We start from the raw sequence: 14,765 nt of genomic DNA, 5'->3' as shown, positions 1-14,765 counted from the left end.
ATGGTATAGCAGATCGAGGGTATGACAGATCGAGGGTATGACAGAGGCAGCATTCGCCATCATTCCAAGTTGCGATAACGACTTCATGGGAGCGGCTACCTTGCCATAAACAATCGCTTGGTCAACAACCGCGGCGCTCGGATAATTAAGTCCGTTTCATCGTCTTCACTTTCGATATTGTTGTCAGGCGTACTGTCGACGTCGAATTGATCGGTCGCGACCAGTTGCACCGGAATGCTCTTGACACCTCGCTCGTCAACGCGTGCGGACAACACTAATCGCTGTTCCGATTCTGCCGCAACCGACCCGACCGTCCAATCACCGGTTGCCGGATCGTACAAGCCACTTTCGGGGTTGGACAACAACAGCGTTAATCCATCCGGAATCAGTACTCTGACGACCACTCCGGTCGCATTGGCGGGGCCCGCATTGGCAACATTGACGGTGATCCCAATCGCATCTCCTTCTAAAGGTGCGTCATTATCGACGGATGCTGCGACGGAGATGTCGACGACGACTGGCGTCACTGTCACCATCGCTTGGTCGTCTTCGTCCTCGGTATTGTTCCCTGGGGTACTGTCGGGATCAAATTGACGAACATCGGTCAATTCGGCGCGATTGGTCGACGAACTTGCCGACTCGACCGATGCCACGACGACCAAGGTTGCTTGCCCGTTGGCAGCAATTTCAGAGATCGACCAAAGCCCACTATCCGGTGAATACTCACCAGCACTCGCGTTTGCTGAAACAAATTGCAGACCTGGTGGTAATTGGTCGGTCACATCCACGTCGGTCGCAGCGTCCGGCCCCACATTGGACACTCGCACCGTAAAGGTGACATTGTCTCCGCGATCGGGCGACGGTTGGTCGACCGTTTTGGTCAACGACAAATCCGCAACAGGTGTTGTGAATGCGACCGAGGCTTGATCATCTTCAGCAGCGACGTTGTTACCGGGTGTGCTATCAAGATCGGCTTGATCGACAGCGGTGACTTCGGCCGTGTTGGTTTCACCCCGCGTATCCTGAACCACTCCGCGAATGGCCAAGCTTGGGATCGTATCCATCGCAACGGTTCCGATAGTCCAAATGCCCGTTGACGGGTTATAGTCCCCTTGGCTTGGAGTCGAAGAGTTGTACACAACATTCGTGGGCAACAAATCAGTCACGGCCACACCGGTTGCCGTCGAAGGACCTGCGTTGGAAAGTGTCAGCGTGTACTCAATGGTATCGCCAATATTCGGCCGTGGCTCGTCAATGATTTTCTCCAAAGCAAGATCGACAAGTTGAGGCGACAACGTCACCGACGCTTGATCATCTTCGTCCGGATCGTTGTTCCCCGGTACACTATCGGGGTCAAATTGATCTGACACCTCCACTTGGGCAGTATTGGTTTTATCCCCGAGCGAAACAACGGCCGCAGTGATTTGCAGTGTTGCCGTGCCGTCACTTGGCAAAGTAGGGATGGTCCAACGCCCCTCTAGCTCATTGTAAATCCCCTCGCTTGGACTGGCACTGACAAACGACATTCCCGCCGGCAATCGATCCATCACGACGACATCACTTGCCGCATCAGGTCCCGCATTCGCAGCGGTCAAGGTAAACACGACATTCGAGCCAACATTGGGCGCCGCATTGTCAATGGTTTTGGCAAGCGACAAGTCAGCACTCGCCGGTGTGATTGTCACCGAAGCGTAATCATCTTCGGTCGCAACATTATTACCTGGAACACTATCAGCATCACTTTGTTCCGCAGCAACAACTTCGGCGACGTTCGTCTTTGCCTCGAGCGATGTGACAGTCGCTGTGATCGTCAATGTCGCCGACGTGTTCGACGCGAGAGGTCCGACATTCCACTGACCGGTGCTTTGCGTGTACGTGCCAACGGTCACCGTGCTACTAACGTAGGTCAAACCATCCGGCAGCAAGTCCTTGACCACAACACCCGTCGCATCGTCTCGGTCGCCGTTACTAACGGTGACGGTAAAATCAACATTGTCACCAAGCGAAGGACGGTCCGCACTCGCTGTTTTGGTGAGCGACAGATCAATGATCGGCGGCGTGACGGTGACTTCGTCTTGATCATCCTCGGCAAGGACGTTATTCCCCGGGGTCGAATCGGGGTCCGACTCACTGGCCGCAGTAACGCGAGCTACGTTCGTTTTGGGATCTGGCGTGTCGATGGTTGCGAAAACATCAAGCGTTACCATCGACATTGCGGGCACGGTGCCAATGTTCCAAATCCCAGTTGATGCATCATAGGTGCCAGCGGTTAGACTGGTCGAAATGAACGATGTCCCAAGCGGCAAAATATCGGTAACGCGAACACCCGTTGCCGCATCCGGACCGTCGTTCGTTAGCTCTATCCGAAACGTCACCGTCTCGCCCACATTTGGCGACGGATTATTGACGTTCTTGACCAATGATAAATCGGCTACGGGAACTCGGAAGGAGACGCTCGCTTGGTCGTCTTCACTTTCGAGGTCGTTCGCGGGAGTGGAATCCGAATCCACTTGCGCCGCAGCAGTCACTTGCGCGGTATTGGTATAACTGCCAAGTGAATCGACGCGGCCGACGATTGTCATGGTTGCGGATTCTTCCGAACGGATCGCGCCGACGTTCCATACTCCTGTTGTTGTATTGAAACTGCCTTGCCCCGGTGAGCTACTGACGTACGTCACTCCGGCCGGCAATTGGTCGGTCACGAACACTTCGGTGGCGTGACTTGGCCCTCCGTTGTTGACGATGATCGTGAACGTCACTTCTTGACCAAGATTCGGTAAATCGTCATCAATCGCTTTTGTTAACGACAAATCGATTTGTTGGGCCTGCACGGCGACTTCCGCTTGGTCGTCTTCGACTAGCACATGGTTATTCGGTGTCGAGTCAGGATCGAATTGGTCCGCGGCAATAATTTCGGCTGTATTGGTTAACAAATCCGTCGATTGCGCTGTCGCTTCTATCGCTAACGTCACCGATTCGTCAGCCGGAATCGTTGCAATCGTCCAACGTCCGGTTGTTGCGTTATAGTCTCCGACGCTTGGGATTGCGTTTACGAAGTCCAAGTTCGCTGGCAGTAAGTCCTGGACGACGACACCGGTTGCCGTGTCATTATTGGCATTAGAAACCGTAACCATAAAGATCACATTTTCACCCACATTGGGAACGCCATTGTCGACCGTTTTCGTCAACGACAAGTCCGCCGTGGCAGGCGACACGCTAGCGGCGGCTTGGTCGTCTTCGACCGTCGCATTGTTCCCAGGTGTGCTATCAATATCAAATTCGTTGGCTGCAATGATTTCCGCCAAATTGATGACCCCGGTGTTTCCATTATAGGTCGCCGTGATTTGGAGTTGCGGGTTATCAGTCGGTGCAATCGCACCAACCGTCCAACGTCCGGTGGTATTGTCATAAGATCCCGTACTGGCCGTAGCCGACACGAATGCCAATCCAGCAGGCAACAAATCCGCAACGACCACTCCGGTTCCCGTGTCGGGGCCAGCGTTCGCCACACCGACGGTAAACACGACGTTTTGCCCTGCGGCAGGACGAGCATTGTCGACGGTTTTCGTTAACGACAAATCGATCGACTTAGGAATAACCGCGACCGACTCTTGGTCGTCCTCGGCTTCGACGCTGTTGCCGGGAGTACTATCAGAATCAAATTGGTCCGTAGCAGTGATGCTAGCGGTGTTGGTGATGGCCGAGAGACCGTCAATCCGAGCGTTGATGGTCAATACAGGATTGGCACCAACGGCGACATCACCCACAGTCCATACGCCGGTAGATACGTTGTATTCACCAGCAGACACCGTCGAGGATACGAACGAGACACCGGTAGGCAAGATATCTGTCACCGAGACACCGGTCGCAAGCGATGGTCCAGCGTTATCAAGTGTGATCACAAAACTGATCGGTTCATCGACATTGGGACGATCGTTGCTGACACTTTTCGTTAATGACAAATCCACAATTGGTGTGGCGATCGTAACGGAATCTTGATCGTCTTCGGTCGGGATGTTGTTGTTCGGCGTGCTGTTGGTGTCGGTTTGATCTAACGCGGTGACTTCCGCTGTATTGGTGACGGCCCCTGACGCATTAACCCGTGCGACAATCGAAAGCGAGGGAGTTGCACCAACCACAACACTGCCCACCGCCCACAATCCATTGGTCGTGTTATAGCTTCCCTGAGTGGCCGTGGCAGAAACGAGCGTTAGCCCGGAAGGCAAAACATCACGAACAACGACCCCAGTGGCTGGCGATGGCCCCGAGTTAGAGGCGGTAACCGTAAAGACAACGTTTTCCCCCACATTCGGAGCCGCGTTGTCGACCGTTTTGTTTAGAGCGATGTTGACCGTTTGCGGCGATACAGTGACGCTGGCGATGTCGTCTTCGCCGAGGACTCCATTATTTGGTGTACTATCAGCGTCAACTTGATCGGCAGCTGTGATCTCGGCTGAGTTCGTCTTCGCGCCAACTGCCGACACTGTCGCGACGAGGCTCAGCGTTGCAGTCCCTAGATTTGCGATCGATCCGAGATTCCAGATTCCCGTCCCGGCGTCGTAGGTTCCTTGAGATGGGTTGCTGCTGGCGAAAGTAAAACCGACGGGCAACAGGTCCGTCACTTGAACGCCCGTCGCCGTGTTTGGGCCGCGGTTGTTAACCGAAATCGTGAACGTCACGTTTTGCCCCACAGTGGGCTCCGCGTTGTCGACGGTCTTTGTAAGTTCTAAGTCGGCAGTTTCAAAATTGTCAAAATCTTGGGTCAGTACCGTTGAACCTATCGACCCGACCAATTCCGCAGTACCGTTCACATTAGTTGCACCACTAATTTCTAACTCGATCGCATCGATGCTGGTTATATCCGCTCCGGCACCACCACCAACGGTGAAGTCGCTGAACGGCAGGAATTCGGCGGACGAGGGATCACCGCCTGTTGGTGGAATGTTCAACGTCGCAGTACTGAACCGCGATGCCGTCGCCGCATTGCCATCGTTGGTATAGAAACGAACGATCGCCGTTCCTCCGGCGAGGTCAGCACCAACCTGCAAACGGATCCCCTCGGCGGTGCCACCACGAGTCATGTCGATACCGGAGAGTCCCGTATCATCGACCACGATAGCATCACCATCAGGACCATCCCAAGTTACCCTTCGTTGGCCGTTGCCTGATAAAATGGAATCGAACGTCAGAAGATCCGGTAGCAGTGGGTTATCAACACTCAGTTGGACCGAACCGTTGATGCTTGTCTTGTTGACGAATAAATCACGCTCACCTCCAATCACCTCGGGAGCGGCAACAGACGATGTCACCGGAATCCCGTCGTTGGTGTCATCAAGGACCAATTGAGACGTTTGATCAAAGCTGTCGATCGTGTCGACAATAACTCCTTGCACTTGATTGGCACTAATACTGATCCGTGGCGAAACGGTTTGAGAAAGCGTTCGTCCATCGATCGTTTGGCCAGGCTGGAAGACGAAGTAGGAATCGGCGGTGAGGCGATCGAACGTGTAACGACCATTGGCGTCCGTGGTTGTTGTACCTGCGGAAGTATCACCTGACGCAGGATTGAATGTGCCATCGCCATTGTCACGATAAAGCTCAACCGCAGCACCGAAAACTTGTTCGCCAGCAGTGAATCCATCGCCGGTGATGTCTTTGAAGATTCGTCCCTCGATCGATGCCAGATCGATTGCCGCAGCGAGCACGCGGCGGTCTTCCAAAAGTTCCAATGCCAATCGCCTCCGGCTTTGCTTTACCGTTCGCGTGGGCTTTGCTGTCCGTTGGGGATCGCCAAGCAAATTTGCAAGGATGCGCCGCTGGGAAAACCGCTTTAAAAACCACTGCTGAGACATCATGCACACGCCAATTCTTAGGAAAATGAACAGCCTAAGTGCATTGTTTGCCATATAGAGGGCATCAAAACAAGATGCCTAGGCAACCTAGAGCGATTGCGAAAGATAGTCAGGACCGCTGCGGGATCATGACGGAGAGTAAATTCGTCGCCTTTTACGAGCCAAAAGTGCGTTTCAATCGATCGCCTTCGCTGAGCGAAGGGCGAAGACAAAAATGGCGAAGATAGCGACGAAAGAAGCCAATCCTAGTGATCAGCGACAATCACTACATGTACGTTGGCCCGTCGACATGGACGACCATCGCTCCGGGCTGAGCGGCTCGGGTGCTATAGTAATCCGGTGCCCAACGTCCAAGCTCAACGATCATCAGGATGACGGCGATGAGCAAAAAGAGAACACTGAGCAACAGCATCACCGTGTACACACTGGTAGGTTGCTTACCGGAGTGTTTCGGTTCAATCGAGGGTAGTGTCGACACGGTCGTTCTCCTGAATGATTCCTTGGCTATAGTCCGGCAGAATGCTTGCCACGGCGTGGTCGGGTTCCACTTGCAGCACTTGCAGCTTACCGACATAGCGGCCGCCACGAGTCACTTCGAGCTTGTGGCCTTTACGCAATCCATCGTCGTATCCGATCGAAATCTCGACCAACTTTTTCGGACGATTGATAACCAACACTGTTCCATTGCGTTCCGGAGGTGCACCGTCAAGCGAGTCATTGATGTCGATGCCACGAGCATCGATGACTTCTTTGTACCGAGTCACTTGAGCCATCAATTGGTCGTTTCTATCTTGTTGAATGGAAACGATTCCACGTAACTTGTTCATTTGGTCGGTCAATTGCAGCGTTTGAGTGAACAATTGATCGCGGTCTTCTTGTTCTGACCGAATTTGTTCGCGAAGCCGTTTGGTTTCTGCTGTTAACTCTTCAAGGTATTGGGCACGGCTACGGTCGGTTTGCGACAACTCCGTGTTTTGACCTTCTAGCTTTTGAACCGTCGCTTCACTGTTTTGAAGTTGATCTTCCTGCTGGTCAAGCTGAGTTTGCAAAGCAGCAAGAGCGGTCCGCCGAGCGGCCTGCTCACGACTTAGGCCCGCTTCCGCCTTTTGCTTCTGATCGCGAAGCTGTTGGCTGGATGACTCCAAGCTCTGAATTTTCTCTTTGTATCCTCCTGGCCCCATAACCACGTCGCGCCAATTGCGGTGCGATGCATTAACGGCAAGAGCCAGAACCATAAAGGTCAAGCTGAGGATGAGAATGATGACTGAGAACGACTTCCCAAGTAGGGTCATTGCGAAGATTCCGTATTACGTTCCGACCGACAAGGACTAAATATAGGCGGCAAAGTGACTCAAATTGGCAAATGGGCCGGACAAACGATTTGGCCGTTTGTTTTGCCTGTCCAGCGATACTTGCCTCACTTAACACGACTAAAGAAGTATAGTTAGGGGAGAAAACGAATGTCAACGAATTCGTCAGGAAAAGCTTGATTCTACCGGTCGATTTCTGCGGAAGTTGGATTATGCCGGTCGTTTTCAGTATTCTGCTCTGACCGTTTTGATCGATTGGATGAACTGTTCGATCGTGGGAGTCCGTTCGTCGACCTTGGGGTTTAAGGCCGACATGATCGCCCGCGAGAGCTTGGGATCAATGTCGGGGCAATATTCCATCAAGTCCGTCGGGGGGGCAGCATCATGATACAGAGCTGCTCGTCCGTTCACTTCGTCACCTTGCCACGGGTGCTTGAAGCTGCACAAGCAGTAGCACGTCACACCGAACGAAAAAATGTCGACGCGTTTGTCCGTACGTCGACGCCGCACAATCTCGGGCGACATGTAAAGCGGCGTTCCCGTCCGATTTCCAGGAGTCATGAAGGGTGGGGTCGCCGGCAGGGTTAACCCAAAATCGATGAGCTTAAGGCCACTCATATCCGGCAAACAAATGAAATTTCGCGGGCAAATATCTCGGTGGATGTAGCCGCGATTGTGGACATATTGCAACGCTTCGGCCATATCACGAATCAGCATCAAACGCCGATCATAAACGAGAGCTTCTTCCTTGTTGACAATGATATATTGGAGGCTTGGACCTTCGATAAACTCCATCACCAAGATTGCTTGCCCCTTGGTCGTCACACCGGCCTCGTAGGTTTCAACCACTTTGGGGTGGACCATTCCCATCGCGATTTCACCTTCGCTGGGTTTATTGAGACCTTTGAATCGAGACTCGAACAGCTCCATTTTCTCGATGTCGAGCAATTTTACGCCGACGGTTCGATTGTTTTCTCGATCGTGTGCAACGAAAAAGGTGCACATCGTCCCAACAGCACTGGTCCGCGTCCGTTCAAACCGTGCTTCCACGTTGATCCGGCTTGTAGCCTTTAGCCCCGAAGAGCCGAACCGTGACATGATCGAATCGATTAGACCCATAACGCTTGTGCCTTTCCCAAAAAGGCTCTCATTTTCCGCAATAATCGATCGCCCGAGCGATCTCTGTTTTCAAATTCTTCCGTGTGACGATTCGGTCGATGTAGCCGTGCTCAAGCAAAAATTCGCTCGTTTGAAAGTCCTCGGGCAACTCAATCCCGATCGTTGCTTTAATTGTTCGCGGCCCAGCGAATCCGATCAATGCTTTCGGCTCGGCAAAAACCAAATCTCCCAGCGACGCGAAGCTAGCGGCAACGCCTCCCATGGTCGGATTGGTCAAGACACTAGTGAAAAACCCACCCGATTCGTCATACCGAGCCAATGCGGCAGTGACTTTTGCCATCTGCATCAGAGATAAAATCCCTTCGTGCATCCGAGCACCACCACCACTAGCACTAATAATAATCAAGGGTAGCTCATGTTCGGTGGCAAACTCGACCAATCGTGTTAAACGCTCCCCAACGACCGAACCCATGCTGCCCATAATGAAGGCGCTATCGGTCACCGCAAATGCAATACGGCGGGCACGAACCATGCCTGTTCCCGTGACGACCGCGTCGGTCAACCCAGTCCTCTTTTGTTCACCAACCAAGCGTTCAGCGTATTTTCGGCGGTCGGCAAATTCCAGCGGGTCGGTTGACCGCAATTGTTCGTTCATCGGCTCAAACGTGCCATCATCGAGCACTTGAGCGATCCGATCGTGGGCCGAAACATAGAAGTGATATTCACATTTCGGGCACACATTCAGCCGCTGGGCCACTTCCTTTTTGTAAACCGAGGCCGAGCAGCCCGGGCATTTCAACCACAGCCCTTCGGGAACGCCACGTTTTTTGCTTTGCGTCATATCAATTGGTTTCGAATCAACGGCAGACATAGTTTCCCCAGAAGTGGGATTTTGGTTTATTTTTTTGGAGGAGCTCAAAAAGTGTGCTGCGTGTACTTTACTCAGTTCTGTAAGTTTCCGCTGCCTCAAATTCAACTTGGTGCCCAAGCCAGCGGCGACATTCCATCCACCATCCGTTAGGGGAACAGTAGATCCGCAGCGACCATATCAGCGAACAAAATTCCCTTTTTACTGAGTCGAATACGCGTATCGGTTCGGATCATCAGCCCACGATCGACGGCATCTAGAATCGCCTTTTCGCACTCGGTCCACAAGTCGACTCCCGTTTCTTGGCTAACCCGCGTTAAATCGATCCCGTCGATCATACGGATTCCAAACGCGGCTCGTTCACGAGCGTATCCAATTCGGGTCAATCGGTCCGATTCCGCCACCGCAGATTCCCCTTGCTCGATTCGGTGCAAATAGGTCGTCGTGCTGCGGTGATTCAAATCGCGGGAACCATCAACGAATCGCGCCGCACCGGGGCCCGCCGCATACCAGCCACGCCCCTCCCAATAGGCGATATTGTGCCGGCTGCGAAATCCATCGAGCGCGAAGTTGGAAACTTCGTAGTGTTTCATCCCTCGCTCGGCCAGCATTTGCCGAGTGATTTGGTACATCTTGACTTCGGTGGCTTCATCAAGCCCCTTCATCCGCCCGTGCAATCGAGCATTCCAAAACGGCGTGCCTTTTTCAAAAGTCAACGCGTAGGTTGAAAGATGTTGTAGCGGTAAATCCAAAGCAGTGCGTAAATCGGTTTCCCAGTCGGAAACCGCTTCCCCAGGAGCGGCAAAGATCAAATCAACCGAGACATTTCCGATACGCTTGGCGGACGCCTCAATCGCTTCGCGAGCACGATCGCCATTGTGGCCCCGCTGCAGCAATTCCAGCTTGTCTGTTTGAAACGACTGCACGCCGAGACTAATTCGATTGACTCCATGGTCGGCCAATACGCTTAGCTTATCCGCTTGGATGTCTTCCGGATTTGCTTCGACACTGAACTCGAAATCGTCGCAAAGTTCGAAACGTTCGGCGAGCATCGTTAAAAGCCGCGACAATGCATCGACCGACAAATGGGTGGGCGTTCCGCCACCGATGAACAAGGTGTCGATCGAAGGCCGGCCTAGCGGTGCCAGTTCACGATCAATCGCTTTAAGAAAACGCTCGACAAGATCATCCCGGTCCGCAATCACGCTAAAATTACAATAACCACAGCGATGGCGGCAAAATGGCACGTGAATGTAAGCCGATCGCGGGATCGGCCAAATAAAATCTTCGCTACTCATAGCCAAAGCTTTAAGCGACCACCAAGCATGTCGGGCAGCACTCTACTTACAAGTCGTTTGACCTGAGTGTCGTTGTACCGAGTACTCAAATGGGACGCAATGATCAGTTCATTATTGAATCGATCGGCTCGTTTCAAATAGTCGTCGACGTGCATATGGCCATGTTTATGAATTTTGTCTTTGCGATGCTCGGGCGCGACAAATGTCATTTCGCTGACCAAAACTTTAGCATCGAAAAAGACGGGATTGTCATCGAGCCCAGGAGGCGAAGTATCACCGGTGTATGCGAGCACCGGTACGCGAGACTCTTCGGTGATTTCCGTCCCGGATAGTTTTAGCTCGCGAAGTTGGTTCCCTTCGAGTCCAACGTATTGCGGCTTTAATTTGTGCCGCCGTTGGTGGATAACAAACCCTAACGATTGGATCGTGTGCCGGGTCGGTAGCGACGTAACGACATACTCGCGACTGATCGATGTTTCGTCCCCGGGAAGCAAACCGATCAATTCGCATGGCATCGCTCCACGGTCGAGCCGGCGAAACATTTGCAGCATATCCCAAGCATTATCAACGGCCGAATCAGGCATATAGATCACGGGCGGATCCATTTTCATCATTCGCCGTCTCGAGACATAAGCCGGCAAAGCGGCAATGTGATCAAGGTGCGCGTGAGAAATAAACATGGTTGAGGTCCCCATGAAATCCCAAGGCTGGATACCACAATCGAACAGGACTTTTAATTCGTTCACCCGCCAACACGTCTGCACTGCCGCACGCGAATAACCTTCGATCGTTAGACCATCATGGTGGTGACGAAGCAGAGGAACATTTTCAACCATCGAAAAACAAACAGGGGCTGGCGAGGAGGCGGACACGGGTGCGAAGCAGTAGAGACAATGAGGCCAAGATAGCGAGAATGAGCGAGTCAATGTACCGGGCGACTTTGTACCGGGCGACTTTTCGTATCGAGCGACGGCTATCGCATTCGGATTGGCATGTTGCTCGCTTCGATCTTGGCGGCACCGTAGTTGTCGACTTCATTGACATCCAACTGTTCGCTATACGTTCCGGTTCGGACCACAACGATCTCACCGTTTTCGTCCTGCTCGACGGCGGCGCCGTGATGCCGCGTCAATTCGAGCGTCGCCAAGAACCATCCGATGAGTGACGATTTGTGAATGCCACCGGTGACCAAATCCATTAACGTCACCTTCTCGGTGTCTCGCAACCGTGTATGGATTTTCTGCATATAGACGTGGATCGGCGTGTCGTCATAGATCACCTCAGTCACCGGCGGACCGGCCGATTCACGCATGATCCGGCCGAACGCACTGACTAGGTCCCAAATCTCCAAATCGACGATCGGTTGGTCGCCAGGATCGATTCGACGCGAGGGCAGATCATCGCTCATTCGTTGGTATCGCTGTTGCCAACGTTGGCCCATTTCGTCCAAGATTTCTGCTGCGTCGCGGATTTCCTTGTACTGAAGGAGTCGCTCGACCAGCTCCACTTGCGGATCAACGATTTCCTCTTCTTCGGATTCATCGACTACTTTTGGCAAAACCGCCAAGCTTTTCATCTCGACCAGCGTGCTGGCCAAGTCAATGAAATCGCCCACGTCCCCCAGATCCAATTCCTTCAAAATGTCGAGATATTCAAGGTATTGCTCGACAATTTTGGAAAGGGACATCTCCGACAACGAGACCTCTTGCCGCCGCACAAGGTACAGCAGTAGATCCAATGGTCCGCGATAGGCTGGCAATTCGATACGAAAACTCATCCGATTACAGGCTACTCGGGTTTCTTCTTGCGAAACACAGCGACGACATCGTCAACGGGGACGACAAAGAGTTGATTATCGTGCTCCAAATCGACCGGAATCGCGTTTTTTGGGTGAAATAGAATCTTGTCGTATTGGCGAAGCGGTAATTCTTCGTCGTTTTCGACCACCGCACTAATAGTAACGATGCGACCGGTGATGGTTGGAATTTCAGCGGCGTCCGGAAGTGCAATCCCACCTCGGGTCTCGCGTTTTGGTTCGTCTTTTCGGACCAACACTCGATCGCCGATCGGTTCGACAAACTCGAAAGTCGTGTTCGAGCTTTTTTTGGCCATTGTTTTCCTGACTTTTTCGTTAACGACGGATAAATTACGCAGCCCTATTTTCACCGCGATTGAGCGCCGCGTCGAGGGTAGCAGATATCTAGTGGGGCACGAAACGCTTGGCGTGAGCTTCCCGTTTGGCGATTTCCAAATCGTGTTCGGTCATGATTCGGGCCAATTCTTCGAAATTTGTGGACGCTACCCAGCCCAATTTTTCCTTTGCTTTCGAGGGATCGCCGAGCAGCAAATCAACTTCCGCGGGTCGGAAATAACGAGGATCGATTTCAACGTAATCCTCGTAATTCATATCCAATTGCTGGAAAACCAGCTTCGCGAAATCTCGCACCGTTTCGGTTCGTCCCGTTGCGAGCACAAAATCGTCTGGTGCGCTGTGTTGTAGAATTCGCCACATCCCCTCGACGTAATCTTTTGCGTAACCCCAATCGCGTTTGGCATCCAGATTGCCAAGATAAAGCTTCTCTTGCATGCCCATCTTAATCCGCCCCGCCGCGCGGGTGATTTTGCGAGTCACGAAGGTCTCGCCACGTCGCTCGGACTCATGGTTGAACAAAATCCCGTTGCTGGCGAACATCCCGTAACTGCGGCGATAATTGACCGTTTGGTGAAACGCGTAAACCTTCGCACACGCATAGGGTGACTGCGGATTAAACGGCGTCGTCTCGTTTTGCGGTACCGCCATGACGTCGCCGTACATCTCGCTACTGCTCGCTTGATAAACCCGAACTTCTTTTTTCTTGTTAAGTAGTCGAGCCGCTTCGAGCACATTCAATGCTCCGACTCCAATGGTTTGTAATGTGTAAATGGGCTGATCGAATGAAACACGAACGTGGCTTTGGGCCCCCAAGTTGTAGATCTCGTCCGGCTCAATCTCTAGCACCAAATTGGAAAGCGCTTGTCCGTCGGTCAAATCACCGTAATGAAGAAGCAACTTAGGATGCTCATGAACGTCTTGGTAAATATGGTCAATCCGCTCGGTCGAAAACGTGCTGCTGCGGCGGACCAAACCGTGGACTTGATACCCCTTTTGGAGAAGCAATTCCGCGAGGTAGCTGCCGTCTTGACCGGTAATTCCAGTGATAAGTGCATTCTTGGTCATGCGGTTCTGTCTTTATAGAAAGGGGTAAAGCGGAAGCCAAATGGGATAAAACCGTCAAACCGAGCGGACTTGACCCGAAGCGACTTCACGGAGGTAATGCTCGTACGTGGTTTTCAGTCCTTCCGTTAGTTCGACGCGGTGCTTCCAACCGATCGCATGCAAACGCGACATGTCGGTGCATTTGACAGGCGTGCCGTCGGGTCGATGAGGGTCGGTTACGATGTCCCCAGCATAACCAACCGTCCGTGCTACCAGAGAAGCGAGTTCGAGGATCGACAAGTCGACCCCCGTGCCGACGTTGACCCAATCGGGTGGATCGGATTGTTTCAAAAGAAAAACCAACGCGTCGGCCAAATCATCGACGTACAGGAATTCGCGACGAGGCGTGCCCGTCCCCCAAATCACCACTTCCGAATCGTTACCCTGATTCGCTTCATGAAACCGACGAATCAGGGCCGGCAAAACGTGACTGTGTTCGGGATGGTAGTTGTCACCTGGACCATACAAATTGGTGGGCATGGCGCTGTGAAAAAGCACCCCATGTTGGCGGCGATAATATTCACACAATTTTAAACCGCAAATTTTTGCTAACGCGTAAGCTTCGTTCGTTTTTTCGAGCGGACCGGACAGCAACGAATCTTCGACGATCGGTTGGCCACAATCGCGAGGATAGATACACGTGCTGCCGAGAAACAGAAAACGCCCTACTCCCGCTTCATACGCGGCCTGAATCGACGCGACGGACATCATTACGTTGTCCGACAAAAACTCGACCGGAAACGTGTTGTTCGCCAACACACCGCCCACTTTTGCCGCTGCGAAGATAACCGCGTCCGGCTTGTGTTCTCGGTAAAATTGCCTGACAGCATCAGGATCCGTCAAATTCAATTCGTCTCGCGTGGCCGTCAAAACCTCGCACGATTCGTTTGCCAATCGGCGACAAACGGCTGAACCCACCATCCCACGGTGACCGGCAACGTAAATTTTTCCAGAAAGTCGAGTCATGGGCTAAACAAAAACCTTTTTGGGGGAGCAATCTTTACGCTGCGTCGATTCTGGTTGCATGATGCCAAATAGACAGAGGTGATCAAGCGGATAAGA

At 52.6% G+C, this 14,765-nt stretch carries 11 protein-coding genes; all 11 read right to left on the bottom strand.

The window, feature by feature from the left end; translation table 11 throughout:
- Positions 1-95 precede the first annotated feature (95 nt).
- The 11 genes from CA13_RS23100 to CA13_RS23050 all read right to left on the bottom strand — a co-directional run bounded on the left by CA13_RS23100 (position 96) and on the right by CA13_RS23050 (position 14,669).
- The gene (locus CA13_RS23100; RefSeq protein ID WP_419194723.1) at positions 96-5,855 is read right to left on the bottom strand and encodes a DUF11 domain-containing protein; all 5,760 of its coding nucleotides are present in this window, start codon (positions 5,853-5,855) and stop codon (positions 96-98) included.
- Positions 5,856-6,117: 262 nt separating this feature from the next.
- Positions 6,118-6,330 carry a hypothetical protein gene (locus tag CA13_RS23095; RefSeq protein WP_146400700.1) on the bottom strand — a complete coding sequence of 71 codons (213 nt, stop codon included), beginning with the start codon at positions 6,328-6,330 and terminating at the stop codon, positions 6,118-6,120.
- Positions 6,308-7,144, bottom strand: a complete 837-nt coding sequence (locus CA13_RS23090) for a hypothetical protein (RefSeq protein ID WP_146400698.1) — start codon at positions 7,142-7,144, stop codon at positions 6,308-6,310. Before CA13_RS23090 ends, CA13_RS23095 begins: the two co-directional genes overlap by 23 nt.
- 243 nt (positions 7,145-7,387) lie before the next feature.
- Positions 7,388-8,260 carry a serine/threonine protein kinase gene (locus CA13_RS23085; protein WP_419194722.1) on the bottom strand — a complete coding sequence of 291 codons (873 nt, stop codon included), beginning with the start codon at positions 8,258-8,260 and terminating at the stop codon, positions 7,388-7,390.
- 49 nt (positions 8,261-8,309) lie between these two features.
- On the bottom strand, positions 8,310-9,152 hold the full coding sequence (gene accD, locus CA13_RS23080) for an acetyl-CoA carboxylase, carboxyltransferase subunit beta (RefSeq protein WP_419194721.1): 843 nt from the start codon (positions 9,150-9,152) through the stop codon (positions 8,310-8,312).
- A gap of 146 nt (positions 9,153-9,298) precedes the next feature.
- Positions 9,299-10,447: a radical SAM family heme chaperone HemW gene (gene hemW / locus CA13_RS23075; RefSeq protein WP_146400692.1), complete on the bottom strand. Its 1,149-nt coding sequence runs from the start codon at positions 10,445-10,447 to the stop codon at positions 9,299-9,301.
- The gene (locus tag CA13_RS23070) at positions 10,444-11,283 is read right to left on the bottom strand and encodes an MBL fold metallo-hydrolase (RefSeq protein ID WP_146400690.1); all 840 of its coding nucleotides are present in this window, start codon (positions 11,281-11,283) and stop codon (positions 10,444-10,446) included. Before CA13_RS23070 ends, hemW begins: the two co-directional genes overlap by 4 nt.
- Before the next feature lie 137 nt (positions 11,284-11,420).
- Positions 11,421-12,224: a segregation and condensation protein A gene (locus tag CA13_RS23065; RefSeq protein WP_146400688.1), complete on the bottom strand. Its 804-nt coding sequence runs from the start codon at positions 12,222-12,224 to the stop codon at positions 11,421-11,423.
- 11 nt (positions 12,225-12,235) lie between these two features.
- Positions 12,236-12,559, bottom strand: a complete 324-nt coding sequence (locus tag CA13_RS23060) for a co-chaperone GroES (protein WP_146400686.1) — start codon at positions 12,557-12,559, stop codon at positions 12,236-12,238.
- 88 nt (positions 12,560-12,647) lie between these two features.
- Entirely contained in the window at positions 12,648-13,664 is a 1,017-nt protein-coding gene (gene gmd / locus CA13_RS23055) for a GDP-mannose 4,6-dehydratase (protein ID WP_146400684.1), read from the bottom strand.
- Between the two features lie 54 nt (positions 13,665-13,718).
- Positions 13,719-14,669 carry a GDP-L-fucose synthase family protein gene (locus tag CA13_RS23050; protein ID WP_146400682.1) on the bottom strand — a complete coding sequence of 317 codons (951 nt, stop codon included), beginning with the start codon at positions 14,667-14,669 and terminating at the stop codon, positions 13,719-13,721.
- Positions 14,670-14,765 lie beyond the last annotated feature (96 nt).

The organism is Novipirellula herctigrandis, from assembly GCA_007859835.1.
Lineage (GTDB): Bacteria > Planctomycetota > Planctomycetia > Pirellulales > Pirellulaceae > Novipirellula_A > Novipirellula_A herctigrandis.
Note: the sequence above shows the minus strand (reverse complement) of the source record. Positions and strands in the feature narration are given on the sequence as shown.